15 protein-coding genes are annotated in these 14,172 nt (G+C 35.9%); 10 read left to right on the forward strand and 5 right to left on the reverse strand.

Annotated elements, in window-relative coordinates; all coding sequences use genetic code 11:
- Positions 1-3: 3 nt before the first annotated feature.
- Entirely contained in the window at positions 4-375 is a 372-nt protein-coding gene (locus FFM65_RS08335) for a DUF1304 domain-containing protein (RefSeq protein WP_119316982.1), read from the reverse strand.
- A gap of 100 nt (positions 376-475) precedes the next feature.
- Complete coding sequence (locus FFM65_RS08340; RefSeq protein WP_059073958.1) at positions 476-787, reverse strand: nucleoside triphosphate pyrophosphohydrolase; 312 nt, start codon at positions 785-787, stop codon at positions 476-478.
- 484 nt (positions 788-1,271) lie between these two features.
- Between FFM65_RS08340 and FFM65_RS08345 the strand changes: the two genes are divergently transcribed.
- The 4 genes from FFM65_RS08345 to FFM65_RS08360 all read left to right on the forward strand — a co-directional run bounded on the left by FFM65_RS08345 (position 1,272) and on the right by FFM65_RS08360 (position 4,004).
- Positions 1,272-1,625, forward strand: coding sequence for a hypothetical protein (locus tag FFM65_RS08345; RefSeq protein ID WP_119316983.1), 354 nt, complete (start codon positions 1,272-1,274; stop codon positions 1,623-1,625).
- Between the two features lie 130 nt (positions 1,626-1,755).
- Entirely contained in the window at positions 1,756-3,234 is a 1,479-nt protein-coding gene (guaB, locus tag FFM65_RS08350; protein WP_119316984.1) for an IMP dehydrogenase, read from the forward strand.
- A gap of 133 nt (positions 3,235-3,367) precedes the next feature.
- Entirely contained in the window at positions 3,368-3,658 is a 291-nt protein-coding gene (locus tag FFM65_RS08355; RefSeq protein ID WP_119316985.1) for a type II toxin-antitoxin system RelB/DinJ family antitoxin, read from the forward strand.
- A complete protein-coding gene (locus FFM65_RS08360; RefSeq protein ID WP_119316986.1) occupies positions 3,636-4,004 on the forward strand; it encodes a toxin-antitoxin system, toxin component, MazF family protein in 369 nt (122 codons plus the stop codon). Before FFM65_RS08355 ends, FFM65_RS08360 begins: the two co-directional genes overlap by 23 nt.
- 54 nt (positions 4,005-4,058) lie before the next feature.
- Here the strand turns inward: FFM65_RS08360 and FFM65_RS08365 are convergent, their stop codons facing one another.
- Positions 4,059-5,444 carry an amino acid permease gene (locus tag FFM65_RS08365; protein ID WP_119316987.1) on the reverse strand — a complete coding sequence of 462 codons (1,386 nt, stop codon included), beginning with the start codon at positions 5,442-5,444 and terminating at the stop codon, positions 4,059-4,061.
- A 170-nt stretch (positions 5,445-5,614) separates the two neighbouring features.
- Here FFM65_RS08365 and FFM65_RS08370 point away from each other — a divergent pair, with 170 nt between their 5' ends.
- Positions 5,615-6,778 (forward strand): MalY/PatB family protein, encoded by a 1,164-nt coding sequence (locus FFM65_RS08370; RefSeq protein ID WP_119316988.1) that lies wholly within the window; start codon positions 5,615-5,617, stop codon positions 6,776-6,778.
- A 55-nt stretch (positions 6,779-6,833) separates the two neighbouring features.
- Here the strand turns inward: FFM65_RS08370 and FFM65_RS08375 are convergent, their stop codons facing one another.
- On the reverse strand, positions 6,834-7,772 hold the full coding sequence (locus FFM65_RS08375) for an AEC family transporter (protein ID WP_119316989.1): 939 nt from the start codon (positions 7,770-7,772) through the stop codon (positions 6,834-6,836).
- A gap of 198 nt (positions 7,773-7,970) precedes the next feature.
- Between FFM65_RS08375 and FFM65_RS08380 the strand changes: the two genes are divergently transcribed.
- A complete protein-coding gene (locus FFM65_RS08380; protein WP_119316990.1) occupies positions 7,971-9,389 on the forward strand; it encodes an NAD-dependent succinate-semialdehyde dehydrogenase in 1,419 nt (472 codons plus the stop codon).
- A 75-nt stretch (positions 9,390-9,464) separates the two neighbouring features.
- Positions 9,465-10,112 (forward strand): nitroreductase family protein, encoded by a 648-nt coding sequence (locus FFM65_RS08385; RefSeq protein ID WP_119316991.1) that lies wholly within the window; start codon positions 9,465-9,467, stop codon positions 10,110-10,112.
- 38 nt (positions 10,113-10,150) lie between these two features.
- Here FFM65_RS08385 and FFM65_RS08390 read toward each other — a convergent pair whose 3' ends face one another.
- A complete protein-coding gene (locus FFM65_RS08390; protein ID WP_119316992.1) occupies positions 10,151-11,560 on the reverse strand; it encodes an amino acid permease in 1,410 nt (469 codons plus the stop codon).
- 333 nt (positions 11,561-11,893) lie between these two features.
- Here FFM65_RS08390 and FFM65_RS08395 point away from each other — a divergent pair, with 333 nt between their 5' ends.
- From FFM65_RS08395 to sufC, 3 genes are all read left to right on the forward strand, one after another.
- Positions 11,894-12,793: a helix-turn-helix domain-containing protein gene (locus FFM65_RS08395; RefSeq protein ID WP_119316993.1), complete on the forward strand. Its 900-nt coding sequence runs from the start codon at positions 11,894-11,896 to the stop codon at positions 12,791-12,793.
- Positions 12,786-13,292, forward strand: coding sequence for a prolyl-tRNA synthetase associated domain-containing protein (locus FFM65_RS08400; protein WP_119316994.1), 507 nt, complete (start codon positions 12,786-12,788; stop codon positions 13,290-13,292). Before FFM65_RS08395 ends, FFM65_RS08400 begins: the two co-directional genes overlap by 8 nt.
- A gap of 81 nt (positions 13,293-13,373) precedes the next feature.
- A complete protein-coding gene (sufC, locus tag FFM65_RS08405) occupies positions 13,374-14,165 on the forward strand; it encodes a Fe-S cluster assembly ATPase SufC (protein WP_119316995.1) in 792 nt (263 codons plus the stop codon).
- The last annotated feature ends 7 nt before the right edge of the window (positions 14,166-14,172 follow it).

The following is a 14,172-nucleotide window of genomic DNA, read 5'->3' on the forward strand; positions in this document are numbered from 1 at the left end:
AAATTACTTGTAAAAAATAGCTACTAAAACTAAAGCTATTAAAGCTGGTAAACCTTGTAAAAATAAAATTTTTCTTGTAGCTGTAAAAGCGCCATAGATAGCGACGCCAATAATGTAGAGCAACATCAAAATGAGGATGGTTCTTAAAACGGCTCCAGTAAAGAATAAGATCATCAATAATATTAAAACGCCAAATAGGCCGTTATAAATACCTTGGTTAGCTAAAGCAACCTTGGCATGTGAATCTTTAACGAATTCGACAGGCATATCGAAAGCATTGGCTTGAACTTCAGGCTTGGCAAACATTTCAATACCGGCAATACCGATATGTTCCAAAGCCACCAATGCGACTATAAATAAAGTTAAAATTTGCATTTTTTCTTCTTCCTATTAATGGTATAGAACTATATTATACTGTTTTTTCACGTTGTACAAATCGTATTTCAACGATAAAAAAAGAAGAACTATAAGTACTTTACGATTCTTCATTGTTGTTTATCATAACAAATTTTTGTGAAAAATTACCTTTTTGATTGATTTTCGCTTGGCGCAAACTGTCCATTTCTTCATAATTTATTGAAGCATCAGTCAAAATAGCACGAATAACTTCTTCAAGATCCCCTAATTCTTCAACAAGGTTGGCGCGCGATTGAGCGTTTTGGACTTCTTTAGCTTCTTCAACGATTTTGTGTCGTAAAGATAAACGATAATCTTCATTGGAAAGAACCTCAAATTCGGCATTGTCGGCGAGAATATCCGGTATTTTATCTCTAACTAATTTCTTCATAAATAAAAATCTCCCTATAACATTTGAGTTCTTTTTTAGTTAGGTTAGCGTTAAATTGCCGTCCTCCACAGCAAAGAAAATTTGGCTGGAACGTAGTGGGCACGACTTGGAGCCTTTGCTAAGACCAAAACCGGGCAAAGTCTTCAAGCTCGACCTTTCACTACTGAGCCAATTTTCTTTGCTATTCCGGACTAGATAGTGGATCTATTCTTTATCTTCTAATTACTTGGAATAAATAATAAAAGACATTATCTAGTCGGTAGTGACAGCTTTGTAGATACCCAGTACGTTCCAGCGTCCACAAAGCTTCACTTACGACGGCAAGTTATCAACCCAAGTTCAAAAGAACCATATTTGTTTGTAAAAAATCTTACCATGAAGATACGAAACCGCCAAATCATAAGCCATAAGCGCATTGATTGATAATGATATTATTAGCGTGATATCATTTAATTAAATAAAAATATAAAAAGTGTTGATTATTATGAGTCTATCGAATGTATTAGTGACAGAGATATATGGCGGGATACTATTATTTGTTATAGCGGGTATTATTATTGTGTTATTTATAAATGATTTTATTCGTAAAAGAATGGTCTTTGCTTGTGAAACGGCGTTACGTGATCGAGAAAAGATTTCACAAATTTCAGTCGATAATGAAACGGCTGAATATTTGAGGCGGAATAATAATCATGAGTTACACCGAATTGATGAAATGATTTCTAAAAAAGACGATATAATTCGATATAAATTATGTCTCAAGAAAAGAAGTTTTGATTTTTATTTGAGAAAACAAAATTTATGGAATTATAAAGTTGTTGCAATAAAAATGTATTAAAAGGCTTGTCGTTATGACGATAAGTCTTTTTTCTTTCACAAACTTTAATTGACTATCATAAAAAAATCGGCTACCATGTTTATAAATTTTATCTACTAATAGGTAAAAACAAATACTTAGGAGGAAAATCATGTCGGCATGGGATACAAAATTTGATAAAAAGGGATTCACGTTTGATGACGTCTTACTAATTCCAGCGGAGAGTCACGTTTTACCAAACGAAGTAGATTTATCAGTTCAATTGGCTAAGAATATTAAATTAAACACTCCAATTTTGAGTGCAAGTATGGATACAGTTACCGAAGCACCAATGGCCATCGCAATGGCACGTCAAGGTGGATTAGGTGTTATTCACAAGAATATGAGTATTGAACAACAAGCTGACGAGGTTTCAAAAGTTAAGCGCTCAGAAAATGGTGTCATCATTGACCCAATTTATTTAACTGCAGATGATGAAGTAGCTCAAGCAGAAAAATTAATGAGTACTTATCGTATCAGTGGTGTACCAATCGTTAACAACACCAATGATCTAAAATTAGTTGGTATTATTACTAATAGAGATTTACGTTTTATTACTGACTATTCCGTAAAAATCGGAACAGTTATGACTAGTGAAGAATTAGTTACTGCACCAGTTGGTACTTCTTTAAAGGAAGCAGAACAAATTCTTCAAGAACATCGTATTGAAAAACTTCCTTTGATTGATAAAGATGGTCGTCTAGGTGGATTAGTAACTATCAAAGATATCGAAAAAGTTAAGGAATTTCCTAACGCTGCTAAAGATAAGTATGGTCGTTTGTTAGTTGCAGCAGCTGTTGGTGTAACTAGCGATACTTTTGAACGTGCGGAAGCTCTTTTAAATGCTGGTGCTGATGCAATTATCATCGATACAGCTCACGGTCATTCAGCCGGTGTCCTTAGAAAAATCGGTGAAATCAGAGCTAAATTTCCAGAAGCTACTTTGATTGCTGGTAACGTTGCTACTGCTGAAGGTACTAGAGCCCTTTACGATGCTGGGGTTGATGTTGTTAAAGTTGGTATCGGACCTGGTTCAATTTGTACAACTAGAATCGTTGCTGGTGTCGGTGTTCCTCAATTAACTGCTGTTTATGATGCTGCTAGTGTAGCTCACGAATATGGCAAGACAATTATTGCTGATGGTGGTATCAAGTACTCTGGTGATATCGTTAAAGCTTTAGCTGGTGGTGGTAACGCCGTTATGCTTGGTTCAATGTTAGCTGGTACCGACGAGGCACCTGGTGATTTTGAAATTTATCAAGGTCGTCGTTTCAAGACTTATCGTGGAATGGGTAGTTTGGCTGCCATGTCACACGGTTCATCTGATCGTTACTTCCAAAGTGGTGTTAATGAAGCTAACAAGCTAGTGCCTGAAGGTATCGAAGGTCGTGTTGCTGCCAAAGGTGCTGTTGGCGATGTAATTTATCAACTACTTGGTGGATTACGTTCAGGTATGGGTTACGTTGGTGCTCATAACTTGAAGGAATTACAAGATGCTCAATTTATCCAAATTTCTAACGCCGGATTGAGAGAATCACATCCACATGACGTTACAATTACTAAAGAAGCTCCTAACTATTCAGTTAAATAAGCAATAAAAAAAGCAGATCGTTTTTCGGTCTGCTTTTTGGATTTTGTGTTTTATATTTACATCTTTAAAAAGATTATATGCTCGTATTATACTCCTCCCATAAGTATAATAAACGATATAAAGAGGTGTTATAATGCAAATGAAAAGTAAAGAAAAAAAGAAATTGAATGTCAATATTGATAGAAATTTGGCTGATGAAGCTCAATCAGTTTTAGATGATTTGGGACTTAATCAAACTACAGCAATAACGATGTATTATAAGCAAATTGTTGCAAAAGGGAAAATCCCCTTCTCTGTAGAATTAACAGAGAGACAAAAGGCATCAAGAAAGTTACGTAAGAATATAAAGAACATACCGGTAGAAAAACTTGAGAATAAAAAACAAATAGAGGACTGGTTTAATGATGAATCGCAAGATTACTAAGCCAGATGATATCTTAATACTTTATGTCAGTTTTATCGATGTGAATGATGGAAAAAAGAGGCCTGTTTTGGTTTTAGAAGTTAACGATGAATCCTTTTCATTCTTCTCTTTAACTTCCCAATATGAAAATAAATCAAAAAGAATAAGGGGTCAGTATTATAAAATCAAATATTGGAAAGCTGCGGGTTTGGTGAAACAAACATATGTTGATGTTGGAAAAATCAGAGAGATTTATTTAGATAACGATATCAGGTTTTACCGAATCGGTCAGCTGGCTGAAGAAGATATAAAAGGATTAAATGAGTTTTTAGAACAATTTGAATCTAATCAGATTAGGAAAAAGTAGACAACGCTGGATGAGTAATTTTTTGGCGTTGTTTTTGTTTTGTATTGAAAATCTTTATTTTTCATTACTGTGTCTAAAGCTATAACCAAAGTAAATTACCAAACCAACGGCGGTCCAGATGGCGTACATTTTCCATGTGAAACTTTGCAATTGGGTCATTAAGTAGACGCAAGCAGCAAAGGAGATCAATGGAAATACTGGATAGAAAGGTACTCTAAAGGCTGGTTTCAACTCTTTGGTATTTTTACTGTGGCGCAAGAAGATGACGCCGACTGACGTAACTGAAAAAGCTAGTAATGTTCCGATATTAACTAATTCGGTGATTTTGTCGATAGGAACAACGGCAGCTACGGTTGCGGCGACCAATCCCACTAAGAAAGTGCTACTTACAGGAACACCTTGTTTGCTTAAGTGATTGAATTTTTTAGGCAATAGGCCATCGCGACTTAGTGAAAAAATCAAACGTGTTCCACCATAGATAACGACTAGCAAAACGGTTGTCATACCCATGATGGCACCTAATGAAACGATTCCTGAAATCCAATTTAAGTTTAATAAGTTTAAAGCATGGGAAACTGGATCAGCAACGTTTAGTTGTTTGTAATTAACGGCACCGACTAGCACTAATGACACTAAACCGTATAAAATGGCGACGATTAAAAGTGAGGCAATAATTCCAATCGGCATGTTACGTTTAGGATTTTTAACTTCTTCACTCGCCGAAGATACGACATCAAATCCTAAGAAAGCATAAAAGGCAACTGCGGCCCCACGACCGATACCACCAACTCCAAAGGGAAGAAATGGATTGTAGTTCTTAGGTTTTACGTAAAAAATCGTTACAGCAACGAACAACAAGATAACGAAGATTTTGACGTAAACCATGATAGTGTTAACTTTCATCGACTCATTTAAACCTTGTAGTAAGAGAACAGTTGCGATTAAAACGATGATAAAAGCAATCAAGTCAAATCTTCCACCAGTATTTCCAGCTGTTCCCGGAGCTGACTGCAAAGCTTTAGGAAGGTTGATACCAAAGCCTGCCAAAAGATTCCTGAAATAAGCTGACCAACTGACCGCTGTAGAAGAAGCCGCAAATAAGTATTCCGAAATTAAGGACCAGCCAACAATCCAAGCGATGATTTCACCATAAACGGAATAGGAGTATGTATAGGCACTACCAGCTAGAGGAATCGTTGATGAAAATTCAGAGTAACAAAAAGCGGCACCGATACAAACTAAGGCAGCCAGTAAATAAGTCAAAATAACTCCAGGTCCAGCATAGTTAGCGGCGATGATTCCGGGCGTGATAAAGATACCGGACCCTACAATGACACCAACTCCCATGATAATGAGGTCTTTGGCACCAAGAGTTCGATTTAAAGTTTGCTCATGTAATAAATCATTGACGATATCTTTTTTTCGAAAGAGTGAAGACATAGATTGAGACACTTCCTAAACATTTAGTAGTATCATTATGACATTTTAAAAGTTAAAATTACAGCATTTTATCTAATTTGATTACAAAATATTTAATCAAACCCGTGAGCTTTCGATATTTTTCAAAATAATGATACTATTTGATTAATGAATAAGAAGGGGTGGAATTAATGCAATTTAATTTTGATAAGATCAATGATCGTCGCAACGCTAATTCTAGTAAGTGGCAGGTAAAGGAACATGAATTACCAATGTGGGTCGCTGATATGGATATTCAAACAGCACCGGCGATTATTGAAGCAATGCACAAAGATGCTGACCGTGGGATTTTTGGTTATCAATACGTCCCTGATGAATACTATCGAGCAGTTGCTAGTTGGTACAAAGAAGAACATAATTTTGAACCAAATTTAGATTGGCTAGTCTTTAGTAACGGCGTTATGCCTAGTATCGGATCAATTTTGCGTCATTTGACTGATTTGGGCGATAATATTTTATTACAAGAACCAAATTACAATTCATTCTTTAACGCTATTACTAGCAATGGTCGTCACATCGTCAACAGTGAATTGGAATATCAATATGGCAAGTACAGTATCAATTGGAAAGATTTGGAAGAAAAGCTATCTGATCCACAAACGACAGCTATGATTGTCTGCAATCCTCACAATCCAGCTGGAATTATTTGGGATAGAGAGACTTTGACAAGAATCGGCAAACTAGCTAATAAATATGATGTTTTAATCATTTCTGATGAGATTCATGGTGACGTTACAATGCCAGGTTATGATTATGTACCATTTGCTTCCTTGGATAAAGAAGTTACTCAAAACAGTATTTCGTTAGTTTCTCCAAGTAAGACCTTCAATTTGGCAATTTTACACGCCGCTACATTGTTCATACCTAATGCTAAATTACGTCAAAAAGTTGAGCATGCAATATCAGTTGACGGAATCAGTAGTCCTGGCATTATGTCGATGGATGCTTCGATTGCAGCCTACACGGAAGGTCATGAATGGTTAACGGAACTTCGTCAATACATTCAAAAGAACCGTGAGTATGTGGAAAATTTCGCTAAGAAAAATATTCCTGATATCAAAGTTTTACCAGCTCAAGCAACTTATCTGGCTTGGATCGACTGCTCGAAGTTGACTGACAAATCAGATGAATTTAACCAATTTTTGCGTGATAAAACTGGTTTATACTTGGCTGAAGGAACTAAATATCGTGGTAACGGTAATCATTTCTTACGAATGAATTTGGCTACTCCCAAGAGTAATGTTGAAGACGCTATGCAACGATTAGCAAAGGGAATTACTGAATATAAAGCCTAAATTAAAAAATCCTCGTTAGCTTGTAATTTTTTTACAATCTAGCGAGGATTATTTTTTACTTAATAATTGTCATAATGATTGGAACAACAATCAAACTCAATAAGGTGGTCTCTGTAACCATGATAGCGGCATAATCAGAATCAGCGTGATAAAGATTTGCGACAACTGGGGCATTAGTCATTACAGGCATAGCTGCTTGAACGATGAAGACTTGTTTCATTAATGGAGTAGCTGGAATAAATAAGAATAAACCAGCCATCAATAATGGAGCACAGAGGAATCTTCCAAAGAGGATAGCCAAATTGTCTTTGTGGAAAGAAACGTTTTTGAGTCCAGCGTTATAAATAGAAATCCCAATGAAAATCATTGATAGAGGAATTGTTAAGCCACCCAAATATTGAAAATCAGACATCAAGAATTTTGGTAATTGAATGTGAAGCATGACCAAAATCAATCCGATGATGAATCCTAATAGTGGTGGAGAGAAAACTTTTTTCAGCGTTGTCTTAAGTTTGAAATGACCTTTGACTTCACCATCCATTTGGATCAAATAAGTTCCTAGAGTCCAGAAGAAGGTTGTGTTAGCCATGTAATAAACCAAAACATAAGGCAAACTCTTTTCACCAAACAATGCCATATTAACGGGTAAACCGACAAAGACAGTATTGGAGTTGAAAAACATTGAACTGAAAAGTCCTTTATGTTTAGGGTCAATTTTTAATATTTTGATCAATAGAATCGAAATGAAAATTAAGATAGTCATTGATAAGACTGGCACACCCAAGTCAGGCAAGAGTTTGATCAATTTTTTGGCCGTGAAGTCTTTAGTAATTGTCGAAATCATGTACGCAGGCAAAGCTACTTGAGTGACGATTTTGGCAATCAGACGAGTAGATTTATCGTCAAACCAACCTAATGCGCTTAAACCATAGCCGACGGCAATCAAACCGATAATTATTAAGATTCCTGAGATACTTGAAAAAAAGACACCCATATATAAAACACCCTTCATTAAATATTAAAATCAATCTTACACTTTTTTGACAAAATATGAAAAAACTTGTTTGATTTTCATTAAATTGATAATTGGTACTAACCAAATAAGAAAGTGGTAAGTTCAAATTCTTGAAATCCCTTTCAATTTGATTAAAATAATAACCATAAGAAAATTTGCCGCAGGAGGAATTTATTTATGGCATATAAAACTGTTAATCCATATAACAACGAATTAGTGAAAACATATCCTGACGCAACCGCTGAAGAAATTGAGGAAGCTTTGGCAAATGGACATGCGTTATACAAGAAGTGGCGCGATGAACCCGCTACAAGTCGTGCTGCTACCTTACATAAAATTGCCGATTTATTGAGAAAACATGAAGACGAATTGGCAAAAATCGCTACAATCGACATGGGAAAGCTTTTCAATGAATCAAAAGGTGAAGTTGAGTTGTGTGCTATCATTGCCGATTATTTTGCTGACAATGGAGCTGACTTATTAAAACCTACACCAATTAATAGTCGTAACACTGGGGACGCTCAAGTTTATCACCAAGCTACTGGTGTATTGATGATGGTTGAACCTTGGAACTTCCCTTATTATCAAATTATGCGTGTATTTGCACCTAACTTTATGGTCGGAAATCCCATGCTTCTAAAACACGCTTCAAATACCCCAGCTTCAGCTGCTGCTTTTGAGAAGATTGTTGAAGAAGCCGGTGCGCCAAAAGGGACATTCAAGAATCTCTTTGCTAGTTATGATCAAGTAAGTGATATCATCGCTGACGCACGTGTTCAAGGAGTAGCTTTGACTGGTTCAAAACGTGGGGGACAATCAGTTGCACAAACAGCTGGTAAATATCTCAAGAAGAATTCAATGGAGCTTGGTGGTTCAGATGCTTTCGTAGTCTTATCTGACGCTGATGTTGATAAGGCTGTCGATTTGGCATGGCGAGTTAGAATTTACAACGCTGGACAAGTATGTACTTCTGACAAGCGTTTCATCGTTGCTGACAATTTATATGATGAATTCTTGGAGAAACTAAAAGATAACTTCTCTAAATTAGTTCCCGGAGATCCAATGGATCCTAAGACGACTTTGGCACCAATGAATTCCAAACGTGCTAAGGAAAAGCTTCAAGGACAAATTGACAAAGCTGTCGAAAATGGAGCTAAAGTTTATTATGGCAACCAACCAATCGATCTTCCAGGTCAATTTATTCAACCAACAATTTTGACTAATGTTGAAAAAGATAATCCAGAATTTTACGATGAATTCTTTGGACCAGTAGCTCAAGTCTTCAAAGTTCATTCTGATCAAGAAGCAATTGATTTAGCTAATGATTCTGAGTTGGGACTAGGTGGAATCGTTGTATCAGCTGATCCTCAACATGGTAAATCAGTTGCTGAAAAGATTGAAACAGGGATGGTCTTCGTTAACTCATTCTTAGTATCATTGCCAGAATTGCCATTCGGTGGTGTCAAAGGTTCCGGTTATGGACGTGAATTGAGTAATCTTGGACTAAATGCTTTTACTAATGAAAAATTAATCGTTACAGCTCAAGAACCAGATTGGAATAATCCAGCAGGTGGCTTGGCTGTTTTTAAAGATTAGGACTTTGTGAATACATTTACATGAACACCTCTCAGCGGTAAAATTATCGTATAAAAAGTTGAGAGGTGTTTTTGTATGGATGAAACAAAAAATATGGTAAACAATGATTTTAAAGACATTATGTTAAATCGTCACTCGTATCGTAAGTTTAAGACAGACGTTAAGATTTCTCGTGAAGAGATTAACGAAATGTTGAAAGAAACTCTTTCGGCTCCTTCAGCATGTAACTTGCAATCATGGCATTTTGTCGTTTGTGATGATGAGGAAGGTAAGAAGAAGGCTCGTTCAGTTATGATGCCTTTTAACTACCCACAAACCGATACTTGTTCTGCTTTGATTTTTGTTTTAGGAGACACACAATCCCACTACAAGTACCGTGACGTTTGGAATAAGGCTTGTGAGAATGGCCAAATCAGTCCCGAAGAACGTGACAAAGTATTTAAGACTTTCTTGCCATTGTATGAACACGCTGACAGAAGTTTCTTGGAAAAAGATGCTACGATCGATGGTTCAATGGCTGCCATGCAATTGATGCTAGTTGCTCGTGCTCATGGCTATGAAGCTAATCCAATGTCAGGTTACTACTTCGACAAAGTTGCTCCAGCTTTAGGCTTAGATGGCGACCGTTATATTCCAATCACTTCAATTGCCATTGGTAAACCAGATGGTGACTATACTAAGTCAGTCCGTTATAACGTTGATGAAGTTACTGATTTTATTTAAAAAAATACCTCCTAGAAAAAAATCTGGGAGGTATTTTTTTAATCTAATTCTTCATCTTCAATTTCTTCTTTAACACTGACTTTAGCAGGTTTTCTTTCTTTAACGAAGTAGATGATGGTCATAACTACTAGAAAGGCGACACCGACTAGTAGAGAAACTGTCGTTTCAGGATTCAAGAACATGAAGACTAGGATAACTAATAATGAGGCAATAGCTAAATAATTACTGATTGGATAAAGTGGCATTTTGAAAGGATGTTTATCCATTTTATCCTTATTGATATGTCTAAATCTCAATTCACTAATTAGAATAACGAACCAAGGAACCATACCTGGTAAAACACTGGAACTATAAACGATAACGAAAATGTTACTTGATGTGTGTAGTAATGCAGGCAATGCATAATTCAAAATCAAACCGACTAAGATACCAGTTGAGATAGCTAGAACGGGAATGTAAGGTACATTGTGTTTTGATAGTTTAACGAATGACTTAGGTAAGTGTTTTTCCAAACCTAATGTATAAAGCATCCGACTGGAACTGAAGATACCAGAGTTACATCCGGACATGGCAGCCGTCAACATAACAAAGTTGATGATTTCAGCAGCAAATGTGATACCAACTTTAGCAAATGTTTCTACGAAAGGTGAACCAATCGTACCTAATTTGTTCCAAGGATAGATTGAAACGATAACAAAAATAGCACCAATATAGAAAATCAAAATTCTACCAACAATAGAGCGAATAGCTTTAACAATATTTTCTTGAGGGTTTTCAGCTTCACCGGCTGTAATACCGATGACTTCGATTCCTTGATATGAAGCAACAACAATTGATAGAGCAAAGATAAATCCTTTCAAACCACCTGTGAAAAATCCACCATGAGTCCAAAGGTTGCTGATACCAACGGGATGTCCACCATTACCAACACCGAAGACGATGACAAAAAATCCTAGGATGATCATCATAATGATTGTTAAAACTTTGATTAAAGCAAACCAGAATTCCAATTCACCATAGGCCTTAACAGAAGTCAAATTAGCCACACAGAGCGTTATAACGACAACTACTCCGGCAATCCATTTTGGCATCGTGGGGAACCAAAATTCCAAATAAGTTCCAACAGCGATAACTTCACTGATACCAACGACTAAATATTGGAAGACATTACTCCAAGCTGTTAAATATCCAACAACTGGGTGTATGTATTCGGTAGCGTATTTAGCAAATGAACCTGTTGAAGGATCAACGTAAAGCATTTCACCAAGTGCTCGCATCACCATATAAAGGATCAATCCAGCTAAAGCATAAGCCAACAAGACTGAAGGACCGGTCCACTTAATGGTGGAAGCAGAACCCATGAATAGTCCAACCCCAATGGTCCCACCTAGAGCAATCATTTGCATTTGTCTTGAAGATAAACTTCGGCTTAAATTTTCTTTAGCCATATTAGTTCCCACCCTTGTGTGTTCATAAAATGTGAACAACTGTATTTAAATCATGGAATATATAATAACTCACTCTTACTGAAATGTCATATTTTTTTTCATATTTGTTTGAAAAATCTCTGTAAGCGATTATAAATATTAAAATATTCTACATTTTTTTATGTAAATTGAACCAATATAAATGTAGTTATATATGTTTACAAAGCAACCTATAAATTAGATAATTGATTGTAATAGTAGGATACTTTTTGGACGAAAAATGCGGGATGTTAGTGTTTTGATAATGTCTCGCATCAGTTATCTACCGTGCGAGAAACGAATGAGGAAATAAATATGGATATTAATATTTTTATCGAACGTAGAAAAGAATTAAAAATGTCACAAGTTAAGCTCTGTCAAGGGATTTGTACACAATCAACGCTCAGTAAATTTGAAAATAATGGTCGAGTACCGTCCTTAGCAATTCTCAATAAATTATGCGAACGACTTGGATTGTCAGTGGATGATCTTTACAAAAATTCGAGTGCATCAACTACTCATATGCGGACAGTTTTGAATCGTATTGAAAGCGATTTAATGATGGAAGACTATGCCAAGGTTTCCGAGTCTTTAAAGGACTTAAATGTCGAGGATGTTAATAATAATGAATTAAAAATGCAATTTTATTACCAAAAGGGATTATTCATAACTTTGACAAATGGTAAATTTGAAGAGCTTTTTTACAATTTTTCACAGATTTTAGATAATTTGGACGAAGAACATCGGACGATTTATTCTTACTTATCATATGTAGGAATGGGAATTTTTTATTCACGTATCAACAAAATGGAACAAGCCGAATTTTATTTTGACAAAGTTTTGGATTATATTAATGTGCACAAGGATCAAACTTTCCAAAAAAGTGGCTTAAATGTATACTTGCGCATTCTGACAATTGTCTTCTATACGGCTGATTTTTTGATTGTCAAAAATGATTTCGAGACTAGTTTGGAATTGGTTAAACGTGGAATCAAGTTGTGTTCTGAACAGCATATTACTTACTATTTACCAAGATTGAAATTGTTAGAAGCTAAAATTGCAATTGATAAAAATCAACCAGCAGCGGATGTCAAAGATTTATTAACGGATGCGATGGCTTTTGCTAAAATTAATCATAACGAAGTAGTGGAATTAAGAATCAACGCTTTGCGCAAACAATATCAAGATATGAAGGGTAATGACAATCATGAGTAAGGGTTCAGAACAAGCTTATAAAGATTTGGCAGAAAAACTCAATCAGATAGATATTAAATATAAAGTGGTTGACCATCCAGCAGCCGAAACAACTGAGCAAGCTGATAATTATATTGCCGGATTAGAAGGCGTTAGAACTAAGACAATGTTTTTGAAAGATAAGAAGAAGCATTTCTACTTAGTGATCATGGATGATAAAAAACGCATGGATTTCAAGAATTTTCAAGAGCTTACAGGAACAAAACGTATTTCAATGGCACATGATCACGATATTGAAGAGCAACTCGGTCTGGAGGCAGGAATCGTTTCACCATTTGGCATTATGAATAATACAGCTCACAATATAAAGTTGTATTTTGATAAAGAAATGTTAGATAGTGAAGAGATTCTGACATTCCATCCGAACGTCAATACGCACACGATTTTCTTAACTGCTAGTGACTTGATGAAGTTTATTGATGCTTGTGGTTTTGAGTATGAAATTTTAAATTTAGATTAAAAAACGTTCATTTGTTAATTGAACGTTTTTTTAGTTTTTTCATATTATAATGTTGTTATCGAAAATATTTGGAGGATCACAATGGCAACACTTGAAGTAAAAGATTTACACGTTGAAGTGGAAGACGAAGAGACTAAGAATAAAAAAGAGATCCTCAAAGGCGTCAACTTGATGATGAATACTGGTGAGATTCATGCCATTATGGGACCTAATGGTACAGGAAAATCAACGTTATCGCAGACTATTATGGGTCAAAAAAACTATCACGTTACTAAAGGCGATATTCTCTTGAATGGTGAAAGTATTTTGGACATGCCAGTCGATCAGCGTGCTCGAAAAGGATTGTTTTTGGCGATGCAATATCCCGCTGAAATCCAAGGGGTTACTAACGCTGAATTTTTGAGAGCGGCGATTAATGCTAGACGTCCGGCAGATGACAAAATTTCTGTGATGGATTTTTTGAAAGAGCTTGATAAAAATTTGGAACTGTTAGATATGAGTCAAGCTATGACAGAGCGTTACTTAAACGAAGGGTTTTCTGGTGGTGAAAAGAAGCGCAATGAAATTTTACAATTGCTGATGATCAAACCCAGTTTTGCCTTATTAGATGAAATCGACTCAGGGCTTGATATCGATGCTTTAAAAGTTGTTTCAAAGGGTGTTAATTCAATGCGAGGAGACAATTTCGGTGCTTTGATCATTACACATTATCAAAGACTTTTGAATTACATCAAACCAGACGTGGTCCACGTAATGATGGACGGAAGAATTGTCGAAACTGGTTCAGCCGAATTAGCGCAGAAACTAGAAGATGAAGGTTATGCAGGTTTGCGCGATGAACTAGGAATCAAAGCTAATCTAGTCGACGATTAAGGGGATA

Origin of the sequence: Companilactobacillus formosensis, from assembly GCF_005405305.1 — a bacterium.
In the GTDB taxonomy this organism is placed as follows: Bacteria; Bacillota; Bacilli; order Lactobacillales; family Lactobacillaceae; genus Companilactobacillus; species Companilactobacillus formosensis.